The organism is Vibrio sp. R-1, from assembly GCF_035615595.1.
Lineage (GTDB): Bacteria > Pseudomonadota > Gammaproteobacteria > Enterobacterales > Vibrionaceae > Vibrio > Vibrio cholerae.
Genome location: NZ_WPDC01000008.1, coordinates 59,736 through 75,637, shown reverse-complemented (window position 1 = coordinate 75,637; position 15,902 = coordinate 59,736). Strand labels below are relative to the sequence as shown.

Genomic DNA, 15,902 nt, shown 5'->3' with positions numbered 1-15,902 from the left:
AGAGCATCGCTGGCTTTAAATGATTTAGACGTCCTAGTCATATTGAGGTAGCTTATTGTTGAAATTCAACATATTGATAAGGAAAGGCGATGCATTTGCCGCATTTTGCTCTGAGCTCAGTGCTCTCGCTAACGTTGTGTGCGATACCGAATCTTGGTTTTGCAAGCTCCTACCAGACTGAAGATTCCACGCAGGCTCGGCCGACTTGGTTGAGGGATATAGCGTTGTCCCCCGATGGTCAAAAGATAGCGTTTACTTATGCAGGTCAAATTTGGCTGGTGCCGGCTCAAGGCGGTGATGCCGTGGCGCTCACCGAAAGCGGTGTGTACAGCGAAACGCCGATTTGGTCACCTGACAGCCAATCGATCGCTTTTACGGCTGATCGATATGGTCTTGGTGATGTTTTTATTCTCTCGATCCAAGGTGGTGAGAGTCGGCGCTTGACCTACCACGGAGCGAAAGATATTCCGTATGCGTTTTCGGCTGATGGTCAGCAGCTCTATTTCTCTTCTCGCCGACTGGGCGATGATAAAGCCAATGCGAACGTTAAACAGGGCAGCTTTATGGCTCAGCTTTACTCGGTGCCTGCAGCGGGAGGACGTGAGCAACGCGTTTTACCTATTGCCATCAGTGACTTAGCCATATCGCCTTCCCATAGTGACATCCTGTATACCAATCAACCCTCTGATGAACAGCCGTGGCGTAAAGGTGCGGTATCCGATGCTACACGTGACATTTGGCAATGGTCCCCGCGCACGGGCAAACATACCCAAATCACCACTTTTCGTGGCGAAGACCGCAACCCTGTTTGGAGTGCAGATGGCTCCTCTATGTACTATCTGTCTGAACAAGCGGGCAGTTTCAACATCTGGCAGCAGCGATTTGATGGTTCAGAACCCGTACAAATCACCGACCACCAAAAGCTGCCCGTTCGTTTCTTAAGTGCCAGCTTACAAGGCGATTTGGCCTACGGTTTTGATGGCGAAATTTGGCGACTGAAAGCCGGAGCTAAGCAAGCAGAAAAAGTGCCGGTCTCCATTCGTCGCAGCGCGATGCCTGATGGCCGTCATAATGTGAATTTTAACCTTGAAGCCACGGAAATGGTGGTCGCGCCGAATGCCGCTGAAGTGGCGATTGTGGCACGTGGCGATGTGTATGTGGTCTCTTTGCTTTCCGGTTTAACGCAACGAATCACTGATACCCCAGAAGCGGAGCGCGATGTTTCCTTTTCCAGTGATGGGTATCGTTTGATCTACGCTTCTGAGCGTGAGGGCAGTTGGAATCTTTATCAAAGTTATGTGAATGATGGTGGGAAAAGCTTCTCCTCCTCATTGGATATTATCGAAGAGCCGGTGCTGACGACGGAGCAAGATGTCATTCAGCCACTCTATTCTCCTAATCTTAAACGGATTGTTTATCGCGAGAATCGTAATACGCTCAAGGTGTATGACATCGAACAAGATAAAACCTATACCTTGCTGGATGCTCATGCCCTCTACTCGTATTTCGACAAAGATCTGAGTTACCAGTGGTCGCCAGATAGTGAGTATATCGTCACTCGCGATCGGGCGATGTCGAATGGCGACATTCAGCTACTTAAATTTGATGGAAGTGAAGCGCCTATCAATTTGAGCCAAAGTGGTTTTTCTGAGTTTGCCCCACAATTTAGTGCCGATGGACAGTGGGTTTACTGGCTAACCGATGCGAAAGGTTTGCGCGATATTGATGATATGGTGGTGCAGTATGATGTGTACGGTGTTGCGCTCAATCGCGAAGCCAAATTCAATTTCAATAAAACCCAAGAGCAGTTGTGGCTTGAAGAGGAAATCGCTGCGGAGAAAAACCTTGGGCCTGGCCAAAACCCACCAGCAGAGTTAACGGTGGTGGAAAATAAAGGGCTTAAGCAGCGCACTATGCGTATGACTCCTACCTCACTCAATATTATTTTCAAGCACTTAACGCACGATAACCAAGCACTGATCATCGCTTATCAGTTGGGAGACTCAGTACAAATTTCAGAAATCAATCTGCGCAGTGGGGAGATGACGGCGCTGTTTAACCGCTTGAGTGAAGATGCGGCTTTACTTGCGATGGCTTCTGATGATGCGAGCCTTCTGATCATGGGTGAGCACGGTATCGAGAATCTGAATGTCCTGACGGGTGAGAGCAAGTTTGTTCGGTATGAAGCCAAGGCCAATTTCGATTTTCGTGCAGAAATCGCCTACTTGTTTGATCATGTCTGGCGACTTACTCAAACCAAATTTTATGACCCGCAAATGCATGGTGTAGATTGGCAACAGTACGGTGATTTGTATCGTAAACATCTGCCGAGCATTCGTACCTACAGCGATTTTGCCGAGTTACTGAGTGAAATGGTCGGGGAGTTGAATGTCTCCCATACAGGAGCCTTCTTTATGGCTGGTAACTCCAGTTGGGAGGAGCCCGCATCCTTAGGGCTTTACTATGATGATCGTTACCGAGGTAAGGGCGTGCGTGTGAAATCACTGCTACCCGGAGGCCCTGCAGATACTTATCAATCTCCGATCAAGGCAGGAGCGATTATTTACTCCGTAAACGGGAAAGAAATTAGCGATCAACAGGATATTTATCCGTTCCTGAATTTTACCCAAGGTAAATTAACTCGTTTAAGTGTGCTGGTACCGGGGGAGGAGAAAGCGCAGAACTTTACGTTAGTACCGATCACTCTTGAAGAGGAAAGTGAGCTGCTTTATGAGCACTGGGTTGAACAGCGCCGAGCCTTAGTGGAGACGCTCTCCGATGGACGCCTTGGCTATGTGCATCTTGCCGCGATGGATGCTGCCAGTTTTGAGCAGATGCAAAATGACATGTTTGGCCTTGAAAAAGACAAACTCGGCTTAGTGGTCGACGTGCGTTTTAATGCTGGAGGTTGGCTGCATGATCAAGTGATGGAGATATTGTCTGGAACGCGACATTCAGTCATGCAGACACGTGATGGTTATGTAGTCTCCTCTTTCCCTGAGCGTCGCTGGGCGAAACCGAGCATTATGCTCGCCAACGCAGACAGTTATTCAGACGGTTCGATCGTACCGTATTTCTATCAAAAAGAGGGGCTAGGAAAGCTAGTGGGCGAAAGGGTTCCCGGTACTGGCACGGCAGTGATTTGGGAGCAGCAACAAGAGCCCGGATTGATTTACGGAGTGCCGCAACTCGGTATCAAGGATGAGCAAGGTCGTTGGTTTGAAAACCAAGAAATCATCCCAGATATTTTGGTTTATAACGATCCGGAATCGGTTGTCGCCGGCGAGGACCGCCAGTTGGCTGCCGCCGTAGAAGCCCTGCTGCTCGAGATCTCCTCAAAATAAACAGTAAGCCAACAAAAAAGCCGCTCGATTGAGCGGCTTTGGCGATGACTCTATCCCCTTCCTACTTGAAGCTGCAGCGGTGTTGGCTACGTTCGTTCTCCCCAATCACAGTGTGTATCTATGCTCATGGGGATTAACTCACTTACCGCCTACCTGCAACTCCAAGTCGTTTGGGTATACAGGCGATCAGTGATCGAGGTAGAGGTAGTTCTGCCAACTTTTCATGCGGATAAGTACTTTTCGCATGATAGAAACATGTTCAAAGCTGTCAGAGTACACCGCGACTTCAACCGCAGAACCCATAGGCAGATGGTACTGCGATAAATCATCAGTAATGCGCAGCGTTACAAAAACGCGTCCAGAGGTTCTGAGCGCGTCTGTCCCAAGTAAAGCACCACGGGCTTGGATTTGGCTTTCTCCGATCGCGGGTAGCACTTCAATCACCTCTCCTTTAAATACCTTACCTGGCAGTGCGCGGAACATAAATTCAGCGGCAAATCCCGGTTGTAGACGTTGTAGAGAGTTTTGGCGGAAAGCCGCAGTGTAGATTTTCTCTTCCGTATGCACAAAAGTCATGACAGGAGCCAGAGGCAAAGGGACAGACATCATGCCCGGACGCAAAGCCAACTGGGTAACATAGCCATCCGTTGGGGCACGCACGATGGTTTGCTCCAAATCGAATTCCGCTTTACGCAGTTCCGCTAAGAGCTGAGCGACTGTAGTATTTTCACCACCGACTTCCGAATCTAAAGCGATTTGGGCTTGCTCTTGTTTTGACTGTGCAACCTCCAAGGCGGCTTGCGCGGCTTTGTAAGCTTGGCGAGTGGTATCCATTTGCTGTTCAGTAAATGCGCCACGTTGATAACCACGTTGATAACGATCATATTCACGTTGCGCTTTGTCTCGCTCTGCGATGGCTTTGAGTACAGCCGCTTGCGCCTCTTTTAAAGTGGACTCTAACCCCAAGGCCCCTTGACTCGCTTCTTTGACTTTGGCTTTTAAGCGAGCAACGTCAGCCTCGAAGGGGATAGGATCAATACGGAACAGAACATCACCTTGTTTCAGTGGCTGGTTTGGTTTCACAGGAACTTCCACCACCCGTCCTCGTACTCCAGACACAATCGGAGTGGTCGAATAGACTTGGCTTCCCAACTGAGTAAAAGGGTGGTTGTAGTTCATCAGCAAGATCAGGGTTCCAATCAGTATCACGCCGCCGAGCACTGCGGTGGGCACTGTCCACTTATTGAGTGGAATTTTGAAAACCTTAAAAACTGCAACACACAGGGCGGTGTAAGTCAGGATCAGCAGTAAATCCATTATTGCTTCTCCTCTGATGTTGATGCCGCAGGGGTAGATTTAGGTACTGAGAGAGAAGAAGTTTTTAACGTCTCTAGCTCGGTACGCAATTGTTTTACTTCATCAATCAAAACGTCGACTCGATGGTGAATGTCATGTTGCTCGGCTTCCAATTTCTGAAATCCCCAGCCACGTTCTTTGCGCCATAATGTTGCCCAAATCCACAAAAATGGCCAAAGGGCGTGCAAAGTGAATAAACTTACCCAGCCTGCATAATGAATGGCATCTTGGTGTGGGTGTTCGCGTTCTTTGGCAATTTCGTAAGGGATGTCGTGGATAACAATAATTCCGTAGAAAATCACTAAGGCGACGAAGATCAGCAACCCGAGTGCAAAATAATCAAGAAACATGAAATAGTCCTTTAGAGGAAGTTAAGCACAATGGCCAAGTGGCCAGAAACCACTAGACACCAATCCATAATAGAAGTTCGATCACCCGTCATATAATATTCAGACGCGATCACATCGCACAAATGCTGCTCAGCCTACTCAACACACACTTGGTTACGGCCATTGGCTTTGGCGCGATACAAAGCTTTGTCAGCGCGGTAGAACGTACGTTGGGTATTTTCCCCCTCGCGATGCAAGGTGATACCGATACTGACCGTCAGTCCCCGTTCGCCAAGTACGTCTTGCCATGGGAAATCAAAAATACGTTGGCGGTAGGTTTCGGCATGCATTTGTGCCATATCACTGGTGACGTTTTCCAAAATCACCAGAAATTCCTCGCCACCGAAACGTACGCAGGAGGCACCACGGAATTTAAAGTAACTCGCCAGTTCACTGGATACATTGACAATCGCTTTATCCCCTACCAAATGACTCAATTCATCATTGATCGATTTAAAGTGGTCAATATCCACCACTAAGAAAGCAAACGGGGTTTCGTGCAGCAGCAGATCTTTCAGCTTCACGTCCAACCAACGGCGGTTATGCAGTTTTGTCAGTGGATCGGTGAACACATCTTGCTGTAGTTGCAACACCGTATTCTTCTGGCTTTCGGTGGTTTCTTTAAGCTCACGATTTTCTAATTCCGACAAAATCAGTTTAAGTTGCAGCTCAAAGCGCGATAGGCGGCGCAGCTGAATTGGGCCTAATTCACTGATGGGGATCCGCTTCATCAAATCGCTTTCGATGCGAAATGCTTTTTTTTCGTAAACCAGTGCGGTTTTGTACATTCCTTCGAGTTCACACACTTCGCTGAACGCTTCATAGAGGCGTTTTTCAAGGAAAGGGGAATGAATGTTTTGTAAGCGCTTTTCAGTGCTACTCAGCAGCATGGTCGCAAAATGTGCCTTACCTGCTTTAGAGAGGCAATGCGCTAACTCGATGCGTAGCATGCTTGATAGCCAATCCGATGGCGTCAGCGATGACGAATACTGTGCATTGGCGAGTGTCATCATCGCCTTTTGCACTTTGCCTTGTTGCAGATAAAGCTTGGCTTGATAGAGCATGATCTGCCCAGTCAGCAGTTTATCGCTGACCAGAATGCTCAACTCTTCACACTCTTTTATCAGATCATTGGCCGCTGCATAACGACCAAGGCTGATGTAGCAAGCCAGCATATACAGCTTGTAACGCAGGCGCAGTGAGCGGCTAGAAATCGCATGATCTATGCTGTCAATTTTTTGGTAGTAGCGTAACGCACGGCTGTGATCGCCATAAGCATCACATAAATTGCCCATTCCGAGCACAGCAAGTACGTAGTCATCAATCATGCCATGCTCAACGGCGATGTTGGATATCGCAACGTATTCAGACAGTGCCGCGACATATTCACCATGGTCGAGTAAACGCTCACTCAAACTGTGTTTGACCGAGAGCATTAATTCCAGATCCGCGGGTAACTCTAATAGGGAAAGGGCAGCGCGCAGCTCTTCAATACTGGTTTGCCACTGTTTCATTTCGCGGCGGTATTCGGCGCTGATGATGTAGCTTTGTGCACGCTCTTGGGCGGTGGTTGCCACGTGCTGTCTGACATGGTTCCAGAAAATAATAGCCTCTTCACCAGCGACAGCGGCCGCATCCAGTCCCGCTTCTTTGATCTTATTGAGCAGGGTTTCCATACGACTTTTCCTGTGCTTGGCTACCAATCAACTGTTCCAGCGTAAACGGGAAGGACAGAATATCTTGCAGCATGATTTTGGGGAGTGGTCCATCTAATCCCTTACGGTGCCAAGGATAAATTTCAATCATTTTGGCCATCACTTGGAATATTTCGAGTGCAGCATCACCTTTTTCGGCCAGCAATAGCCCCAAGCGGTCGCTGCTGATCCGTGACAGTAAATCTTGCGGAGCGCAGAGTGAGTGAATCACCTCGGTGCACACATCAATGTATTTGGCGTTGGGATGCTGGATGACGACAACGGCATGATTGGATTTTTTCAGCTCGGTTTTGAACAGTACCAATTGTTCCCACCAATAGGTTTCCGATACCACGTTGGAGAGATGTTTTTCCGGGTCAAACTCGTGTTGACCACGAATTCGGTTGATCAGTTTGCGCGCTCGCTGTTCAAGTTGGCGTTTCGATGAGCGGGCTTTGTCCATGCCCACGCGCAGAGTTTGTTCTCGCAGCATCATCACCGTGTAGCGACGGTATTTTTTAAACGCGGTTAAGGCCGCCTGAGGGTCGCCATTTTCTTCTGCAACGCGGGATTGTTGATAACAGATCTGCGAAAGAAGCTCGCCGTTATCGAATGAACTGGCCGCTTTTTCCGCACTGCTGAGCAGCTCGGCAGCCACCGAGAAATTTTTACGCAGCAGTTCTAGACGAGCGCGGCTGATAAACGAGTGCGCTTTCATCCAAGTGAGATTATTTTCAACCGCCAGTTCATGGGCTTTGCGAGTGGCTTCTTCTGCATCTTCAAGCCGCTCTAAGCCAAGCAGAGCCAATCCACGGAAGTCCCACACTTCGGCTTGCCATGTCACATTGCTGTTGTTTTGCAGCACCTCTTCAGCGCCATCGAGCACGGTCAGCATATCCACGTACTGATTGAGATGGTACAGATCCCATGCCCACAAAATTCGCGCTTTGCCTTCCAGCCAATCAATGCGGGTGTTATTGGCAACTTTGACGGCCAGTTCGTGGGTGGAACATGCGAGTTTGTATTCGCCCGTGATCCGCCAGATGTTACCAAGGCCAATCAGGCACTCAATCTCAATCTCTGGTTCATCCACGAGTGCGGATTGCTCTAAGGCATTAATCCAAAATTGTTGGGCGGTGTAGTATTTGGCTTGTCCCCAATGATGTAAGGCATGGATATGCAGAATCTCAGGCAGGAAATGGTCTGTTTCAAGATTGAGCTGATTTTGGTAAGCCTCTTTGATGTACTTAAACCCTGTGCGATAGTCCATTTTGCACCAGAGGCAGCGAGACATAATGATCAAAGATTCGATAATCGCTGAGGTAAAGTGAATTTGCCGAGCTCGGATTAAGCACTGTTCCGCTTGGACGAATACCTTCTCAGGCTCAGATTCGATGCGTGATCTGAGCTGCTCTATTTCTAGTTCAAGAAGATATTGGCTTTTGTCCAAAATACAGTCGTCCTTAGGCGATTTCATGCTCGTCATGACTTACCCATTATAGGGAGAAGACGCCATTAAACACGATTTCATGTGAAAAAACGGACACTTTTATCAAGTCATTCGATAATAATTAGTGTTATCTCACACTCTTCCTCTAAGCAATTTAGGACAAAAGTTCCTTTAATGTTAGAGGATGCTGCGATAAACCTAGGTTTTGTGCCGCAGTAAATCCATGTTTATCTTGGTAGCATAAATTGTGCCATGCACGGAATATGTCCAGCAGAGGCTGGATCCCGCCCGGCCGCAGTTTACGACGTGGCTCATTGATGAAGGACTCGAACAAGAGCTGGAATCGATTCTGATAGTATTCGATTTGTCTTATGGAGGCGTGCTGTAACCAGTGTTGTGGGTCAGGGTTGCTGCCTGCTAAATAACAAATCCCTTTGGCTTTGTTGCCTGAATGAGCGATAGCCCAACGATCACGCCACCACCCCATGTGCACAATATCGGTTTTCTCCAATGGGCTTTGTGCCTGCCAATCCGGATCTTCTTCTACGTACATAAGGTCAACATTTTGACATCGGATACGGGACAAACTGACGCTTAACGCCGCAGAACGTAATAGAGGATCTTGCGGCATGAAGATTGAAACTCGTTTGCCTGGGTCGCACATATCCAGCACATGCAGATAATGGGCGTAGGAGGTGTAAGGCGGCCGGATCACTGCGCCTTTTGAGGGGTAGTGAAACTGTGCCAAGTTGCCCATCGGATCTTCGACGTTGGCACGCGCCAAAATCAGTTGGTAGCGGTTATCAATCCGTTCCCGTAACAAGGTTAACGCTTTATGGGGTGTGGCCTGCGCTTCTGCGGCATAACCTTGCGGCACAAAACGTGCTGGCGTTTGGTAAGGATCGTGGTCTAGGCTACCCGTCGGCTGTTCATCGGCAGAGTAGTTAAGATGTTGGCACAGAATGTAACCCGTTTGCGCATCACCGGTAGCAATCCAGTAAACGCCATTATGGCTGTGTGCCTGCAAGGGTTGGTAATGCGAGGCAAATTGATACGCTTTGGCATGGTTTACCCAGCGTGCATCAATCATTGCCAATTTGCGACGACAACGGCTGGCGATATGGTCGAGATGGTCGTAAAAGGTTTTCGGATTGATTGACAGCTTGCGGCAAATTTCGCGCACGGAATAACCTGTAAACAGTAACCCGAGCAGAGACTCTTGGAAGTTGAGCTTATGATTGGCACCTGACCATTTATCCACAAACGTCGAGTGGCAGGCTTTGCAACGATAACGCTGGCGATCGCCACTGTAACCAAAGGCGTGATAAAGCTGTTTGTGAGTATGGACGGATAATCCCGTGTTCGGGCATGCCGGATTATGGCAAGCCGGTAGGCCATCACTGTGCAATTGACGTAAGCGGTGCAGTTCGTTCACCACATCGCGGTTATTAAGTAAGGGGGGGAAAGCTCCACATTCACGACAAACCATCGCTGGCCGTTTCGGGTTTACGCGTTGCAAAACGTAATGTTTTGCTTCACTCAATCCAAAGTTGTCACACGCCAATGTTTTACAAAAGTTGAGTTGTAAACCTTCTGCGTCCGGTGGTAGTTGGTCGTTAGGCACGATCTCCCCCTCGGGGTACTCGAGGCCGTCAGGCTGAGTGGCCTGACGGTAATAACAAGATAGATTAGATGTTGATGGCAGTTTCAAGCGCAACTTTCATCATGTCATTAAATGACTTTTGACGATCTTCTGAGCTGAGTTTTTCGCCACGTAGAATGTGATCCGATACCGTCAGAATCGTCAGAGCGCGTGCGCCGAGATCAGCCGCTACACCGTAGATACCGGCCGCTTCCATATCCACACCTAAAATGCCGAGTTTTTTCATCTTTTCGAAAATCTCAGGCTCAGGGGTGTAGAACAGATCGGCAGAAAATACGTTACCCACTTTTACTGGCACTTGCTGAGCACGAGCTTGGTTAACCGCCGTTTCCAGCAAATCGTAGTCGGCGATGGCCGCAAAATCATGGCCGCTGAAGCGGATGCGGTTCACTTTTGAGTCAGTTGATGCACCCATACCGATCACCACGTCCATCAGTTTGACGTCATCACGTACTGCACCACAGCTGCCGATACGAATGATGTTCTTCACACCATATTCTGCAATCAATTCATGTACATAAATGCTGCAAGAAGGGATGCCCATGCCATGACCCATCACAGAGACTTTTTTGCCTTTGTATGTGCCTGTAAAGCCAAACATACTACGTACATCGCACACTTGCTTGACGTCTTCCAAGAAGGTTTCTGCAATGTATTTCGCACGTAGTGGATCGCCCGGCATCAATACGGTTTCAGCAAAATCACCAGGTTGAGCGTTAATGTGTGGGGTTGCCATGGTTACTCTCCAATTCAATTTCGCCAACAGACAAAGATACTAATTACGGATCCTGTTGGCTCAAGGCTTATCTGTTGTGCCAATACTAGCCAGTATCCACAAGGCTACTTGAGAGAAGTGTCACAAAATACTCTCTTTTAAAATCGAAATAGGCTATTGATAACGAAATCTGTTGAAACTGATAAAGCAAACGTTGAGCTAATCGTTTGGTTGGTGGGGTTGGAAAATTCTGTACAAAAAAAATATTTGTACAGTACAAAATCACGTGCTATAGATCTTGTACAGAAATTTCCATTGTATAGATAAGTGTTGGAGACTCGTATGCAGACCACGCCACTCAAAATTGGGATCAGTGCTTGTCTACTTGGAGCAAAAGTACGCTTCGATGGCGGGCATAAAATTAGCCACTTCGTGACCAATGAGCTCGATCGTTACGCGGAGTTTGTTTCTGTTTGTCCAGAAATGGGAATGGGGCTACCTGTTCCGCGTCCCACATTACGACTTATCTCGGAAAATGAACGGATTGCGTTGGTGGAAACCAAAGATAGCTCGCGTGATCACACCGCAGCGTTAGAGAGTTACTCACAGCAGAAAGTTGCTGAGTTACAACATGCTGAGTTGTGTGGCTACATCGTCTGCGCAAAATCACCCAGTTGTGGTATGGAGCGTGTCAAAGTCTACAAGCACAATTGCACCGAAAAAGAGGGTGTTGGCGTCTATACCCGAATTTTGATGGAAAAAATGCCGTGGCTACCGATTGAAGAAGATGGTCGATTGAATGATCCGGTCTTGCGGGAAAATTACATCACCCGAGTTTTCTGTTTGCATGATTTTTACACCAGCATGGGCGATGCGCCGAGCGCGAAAAAAATCGTCGAATTTCACTCTCGCTACAAATTAACCCTGATGGCACATAACCCACAGGCGTATCGCGCGTTAGGGCGCTTAGTGGCGAATGTGAAACAGTATCCACTGGATTCTTTTATCCAAGAGTACCGCTTAGGTTTGATGCAAGCTCTGGCTCACCGTGCTAGCCGCAAAAATAACACGAATGTGCTGATGCATTTGCAAGGTTATTTCAAGCGCTCGCTGAACAAATTACAAAAAGCCGAACTGGCTCAAGTGATCGAGAGCTATCGGGTGGGTGAGCTGCCACTGTTAGCGCCCATCACGCTACTCAAACATTATCTCGCTCTGTTTCCTGATGCTTATCTCGCTCAGCAGCGCTACCTAAACCCTTATCCTCAGGAGTTGAAACTACGTTATGGTTTGTGATGAAAAACGTTACGCGATAAGAGAAGTCGCGGAAATCACTGGGGTTAAACCGGTCACCTTACGTGCGTGGCAACGTCGGTATAATCTGGTGCAACCCGATCGTACCGAAAAAGGGCATCGCCTGTTTACTGAACAGGATATTGAGATGATCCGTCAGATCCAGAGTTGGTTGGCGAAAGGGGTCGCGATTGGGAAAGTGGGCGCGTTACTACAAAGTGGGGTGTCTGAGAGTGAGTCTATCCCGCAACCCGTGGGTCAGCTCGAAGAGTGCGAAACACTTCTTACGGCGCTGGCAGCGCTACAACGTTCCAAAGCGGAGCAGATTATTGCGACCGTGCTTAAAGAGTATCCGCTCAGCGTGATGCAAGCACAGTTTGTACAACCCGTCACAGAAGCCCTTGAGCGAGTGAAAGGGCCTTTGCGTTCACTACAGATTGGCCTGTTTCGCACGCTCATGCTCAGCAAGTTAGCTTTTATTCTTGATGCCGAAAACAAAGCGGCAGTGAAAGGCAAATGCTTATGCATTAGTTTGGATGAAGCTGGATCGCTGAATGCTTGGTTATGGGCTCTGGCGTGGGCTGAAAATGGTCACCAAGTGACGCTGTTGGAAGCCGTCGACGATATTCGTGGTTTGCTAGAGAATCCGGGATTAGCGCAATACCAGATTCTGGCTCTGCACGCCCATCGAGCACTACCTGCGTCTCAACAGCCAGCATTAGCGAGCCTCCAACAGCAGTTTGGCGAGCAGTGTGTACTATCGAATGTGCTACAACAGCTACAATCTTAGGGAGTTGGTATGAGACTGGTTTGGTTTCGTCGTGATCTGCGCAGCTTTGATAATACTGCGCTCACCGCCGCGTTAAACAGTGGCGATCCGGTTGCGGCGATGTATATCGCTACTCCAGAGCAGTGGCATCAGCACCATCTAGCGCCTATTCAAGCCGATTTGATTTGGCGACGTTTGGCAGAGTTGCAACAAGAGCTTGCTGCGCTTAACGTGCCACTTTTTTATCAGCAAGTCGCGGATTTTCAAGCGGCGGCTGTGGCGGTTAGCCAGTTGGCGAAAACACTTAATGCCACACAAGTTCTCGCCAATCGTGATTACGAATTGGACGAGCAGCAACGTGATCAATCGGCACAGCAATTACTGAGCGAACAAGGGATAACATGGTCTGCTTTTGATGATAAATGCGTATTACCTCCCGGTTCGGTGCGCACGAAACAGGGCGAATTTTTTAAAGTGTTCACCCCTTTCAAGCGCGCATGGCTCACTCTATTTCAGCCGCCTGTGATTGGAAAAGATCGTCCCGCAGCGCTTTGGGACGTACCGAGTGCGTTGGCCGAATTGGTTTGGCATCCAGAACAAGCATTCGATTACCCCAGAATAGACAGCACGCCATGGGCTGCGGACTTTGAGACTGTGCGCGCTCAATTGCGTGATTTTTGCCGTGAACGAGTGCAGGACTACCATCAAGCGCGTGATTTTCCGGCTAGGGAAGGCACCAGTTCGCTCTCACCCTACTTGGCGATTGGTGTGTTATCGGCGCGTCAATGCGTGGCTCGCTTGTATCACGAGTCATCAATGGGCGAACTCAGTGAAGGGGCACAAGTCTGGTTGAGCGAACTCATCTGGCGTGAGTTTTACCAGCATTTGGTTGCAATTGAGCCTAATCTTTCGAAAAGTCGTGACTTTGTGGAGTGGGGGGCGCGTTTGGAGTGGTGGAATGATAACGAAAAGTTCCAGCTCTGGTGTGAAGGCAAGACAGGGTATCCGATCGTCGATGCGGCAATGCGCCAACTGAACCAAACCGGATGGATGCACAATCGGTTACGGATGATCGTGGCGAGCTTTCTTACCAAAGATCTACACATCGACTGGCGCTGGGGAGAGCGCTATTTCATGAGTCGCCTGATTGATGGTGATTATGCGGCCAACAATGGTGGTTGGCAGTGGTGTGCATCCACTGGGTGTGATGCACAGCCCTATTTTCGAATTTTTAATCCGGTCAGTCAGGGGGAGAAATTTGACCCGAATGGCGACTTCATCCGCCGTTGGGTGCCGGAGCTGCGTTCAGTCTCTTCGGCTTATATTCACCAACCTTGGACTTATCCGGCTGTCAATAGCGTGTTATATCCTGCGCGACTAGTTGATCATAAGCAGGAAAGAGAAGTAACCTTACGTCTGTATAAAACAGCGAAGGGATAACCAAAAAGATGTGGTGGAAAGTTTGGGTAATCGGTTGTGCATTGGCGGTCAGTTGGAGTATCAATGCCGCCGTGTTTGATCTACCTATCGAAGGCAGTAGCATAGTCGGTAACACGCAATATCATAAAGTTGAGAAAGGCGAGACTTTAGCCGACATTGCAAAAAAATACGATATTGGCTTCCTAGCATTAATGGCTGCCAATCGTGGAGTAGACCCTTTTTTACCCCAAGAAGGTTTTGTCATCTCTATCCCTGCAAAGATCATTTTGCCGAAAGTGGCCTATGAAGGCATTGTGATTAACCTTGCTGAGTTACGCCTTTACTATTTCCGTCCTAATGAAGGTAAAGTGCATATCTTCCCCGTCGGCATTGGGCGTATCGGCCGCGATACGCCTGTGATGCAAACGTCAATCAGCAGCAAGCGCAAGTACCCAACTTGGACGCCGCCAGCATCGATTCGCAAAGAATACAAAGCCAAAGGGATTGATTTGCCGCCAGTCGTGCCCGCAGGCCCAGAAAACCCGCTCGGTGATTACGCGATGCGTTTAGCTTATGGTTCTGGAGAATATCTGATTCATGGAACCAACAAAGATTTTGGCGTAGGCATGAGGGTGAGTGCTGGTTGCATTCGTATGGATCCGAAAGACATTGAGTGGCTTTACCAACAAGTTGAGCGTGGAGAAAAAGTTCGGATTATCAACGAACCGATCAAAGTTGCGCTTGAACCTGATCGTAGTGTGTTTATTGAAGTGCATGAGCCGCTTACCCGCAGCAATGGCGTGAAGAAAAACTTGGTGGTACCAGAAGAGCTGAGTTGGTGGCTGCAAGAGCATAAAATCTCTGATGCAAAAGCGCGCGCCGCAGTTTTAGCACAGAATGGGGTTCCGGTCGAAATTGCTCCACCGCAGTGGGAAACTATCGCCCAGTAACCTCGTTATTTTGGTTACCGTTCGTGGTATGAGAGAAAAAAAGAGCCAGCAAATGCTGGCTCTTTCAATTTATATCACTCAAAGATTACTTAGTGTAAGACTGAGCAATATTGTCGATACGTTCGTTAGCGCGTGCAGCTTCTTCTTGAGCGGCTTTCGCTGCTTCAGCAGCTTGATCCACTTTTGATGCCAGTGCAGCAACTTGCGAATTCAGTTCGCTGACCTGAGTGCTGATTTCGTTCATTTTTGCAGTGGTAGCTTCATCAGGACCAGAGGCGCAACCCGCTAGTAGAAGTACGGAAGACGCTGCTGCTGCGATTAACATCTTGTTCATAGAGAACTCCTTAACTTGGTAAGTCGGTGTTATTGACGTCCTATACTTATCGAAAATTAAAATATGGACGGAATTATTGTAGTCGCAATTTCTCGTAAAACTAGCCCTCAAAAGCTAAAAAAATCCAAGAATTTGACAATGAATCAATTAATTGTCCGACATCTTAATTATTAGATTATGAATAATGCGTTTTCTATTCGATAAACCGATATGCCCTTTCTACTTGAAGTCACAACGATATTGGCTAGGTTCGTTCGCCCCAATCACTGAGTTTGTCGATGCTCATGGGTATTATGAGGCCATCCTTGGCTCTCAGCAAAGGCCAGCCGATGGATGTGCAAATTTTTTCCAGACAAATTTGTCACTCAACTTGCTGCCTACTTGCAACGCCAAGTAGTTTGGGTATACCCAAACTTACCCTATAGATTTTGGGATTATTTTGTCGGTCAGCTATCTATGGTGCGTCGATTTGCGCTATTATGATGGCCTTTTTCGTGATCTGCTTTACAGTTTTAAGCACAACCAA

At 48.2% G+C, this 15,902-nt stretch carries 12 protein-coding genes; 5 read left to right on the top strand and 7 right to left on the bottom strand.

Annotation, left to right across the window (positions count from 1 at the left end; all coding sequences use genetic code 11):
* Positions 1-224 precede the first annotated feature (224 nt).
* Complete coding sequence (locus tag GOU96_RS03250) at positions 225-3,344, top strand: S41 family peptidase (protein WP_420719672.1); 3,120 nt, start codon at positions 225-227, stop codon at positions 3,342-3,344.
* 186 nt (positions 3,345-3,530) lie between these two features.
* On the opposite strand, the gene GOU96_RS03245 is transcribed toward GOU96_RS03250, so the two are convergent.
* The 6 genes from GOU96_RS03245 to deoD all read right to left on the bottom strand — a co-directional run bounded on the left by GOU96_RS03245 (position 3,531) and on the right by deoD (position 10,632).
* Positions 3,531-4,661 (bottom strand): HlyD family secretion protein, encoded by a 1,131-nt coding sequence (locus tag GOU96_RS03245; protein WP_000364997.1) that lies wholly within the window; start codon positions 4,659-4,661, stop codon positions 3,531-3,533.
* Complete coding sequence (locus tag GOU96_RS03240; RefSeq protein ID WP_000478180.1) at positions 4,661-5,050, bottom strand: DUF3302 domain-containing protein; 390 nt, start codon at positions 5,048-5,050, stop codon at positions 4,661-4,663. Before GOU96_RS03240 ends, GOU96_RS03245 begins: the two co-directional genes overlap by 1 nt.
* 134 nt (positions 5,051-5,184) lie before the next feature.
* Positions 5,185-6,765: a GGDEF domain-containing protein gene (locus GOU96_RS03235; RefSeq protein WP_001913642.1), complete on the bottom strand. Its 1,581-nt coding sequence runs from the start codon at positions 6,763-6,765 to the stop codon at positions 5,185-5,187.
* Positions 6,746-8,233: a hypothetical protein gene (locus GOU96_RS03230; protein ID WP_000361580.1), complete on the bottom strand. Its 1,488-nt coding sequence runs from the start codon at positions 8,231-8,233 to the stop codon at positions 6,746-6,748. The genes GOU96_RS03235 and GOU96_RS03230 overlap by 20 nt, the downstream gene beginning before the upstream one ends.
* 154 nt (positions 8,234-8,387) lie before the next feature.
* Positions 8,388-9,857, bottom strand: coding sequence for a hypothetical protein (locus tag GOU96_RS03225; RefSeq protein ID WP_057554028.1), 1,470 nt, complete (start codon positions 9,855-9,857; stop codon positions 8,388-8,390).
* A gap of 64 nt (positions 9,858-9,921) precedes the next feature.
* Positions 9,922-10,632: a purine-nucleoside phosphorylase gene (gene deoD / locus GOU96_RS03220; RefSeq protein ID WP_000224891.1), complete on the bottom strand. Its 711-nt coding sequence runs from the start codon at positions 10,630-10,632 to the stop codon at positions 9,922-9,924.
* Positions 10,633-10,953: 321 nt separating this feature from the next.
* Here deoD and GOU96_RS03215 point away from each other — a divergent pair, with 321 nt between their 5' ends.
* Genes GOU96_RS03215 through GOU96_RS03200 form a run of 4 tightly spaced genes read left to right on the top strand, consistent with a single transcriptional unit; the run spans position 10,954 to position 15,042 of the window.
* On the top strand, positions 10,954-11,907 hold the full coding sequence (locus GOU96_RS03215; RefSeq protein ID WP_267780822.1) for a YbgA family protein: 954 nt from the start codon (positions 10,954-10,956) through the stop codon (positions 11,905-11,907).
* A complete protein-coding gene (locus GOU96_RS03210) occupies positions 11,897-12,694 on the top strand; it encodes a MerR family transcriptional regulator (protein ID WP_042988953.1) in 798 nt (265 codons plus the stop codon). Before GOU96_RS03215 ends, GOU96_RS03210 begins: the two co-directional genes overlap by 11 nt.
* 9 nt (positions 12,695-12,703) lie before the next feature.
* Entirely contained in the window at positions 12,704-14,113 is a 1,410-nt protein-coding gene (phrB, locus tag GOU96_RS03205; protein WP_042988956.1) for a deoxyribodipyrimidine photo-lyase, read from the top strand.
* Positions 14,114-14,121: 8 nt separating this feature from the next.
* On the top strand, positions 14,122-15,042 hold the full coding sequence (locus GOU96_RS03200; protein ID WP_000270236.1) for a L,D-transpeptidase family protein: 921 nt from the start codon (positions 14,122-14,124) through the stop codon (positions 15,040-15,042).
* Between the two features lie 85 nt (positions 15,043-15,127).
* Here the strand turns inward: GOU96_RS03200 and GOU96_RS03195 are convergent, their stop codons facing one another.
* Positions 15,128-15,376: an Lpp/OprI family alanine-zipper lipoprotein gene (locus tag GOU96_RS03195; protein WP_001038496.1), complete on the bottom strand. Its 249-nt coding sequence runs from the start codon at positions 15,374-15,376 to the stop codon at positions 15,128-15,130.
* Between the last annotated feature and the right edge of the window lie 526 nt (positions 15,377-15,902).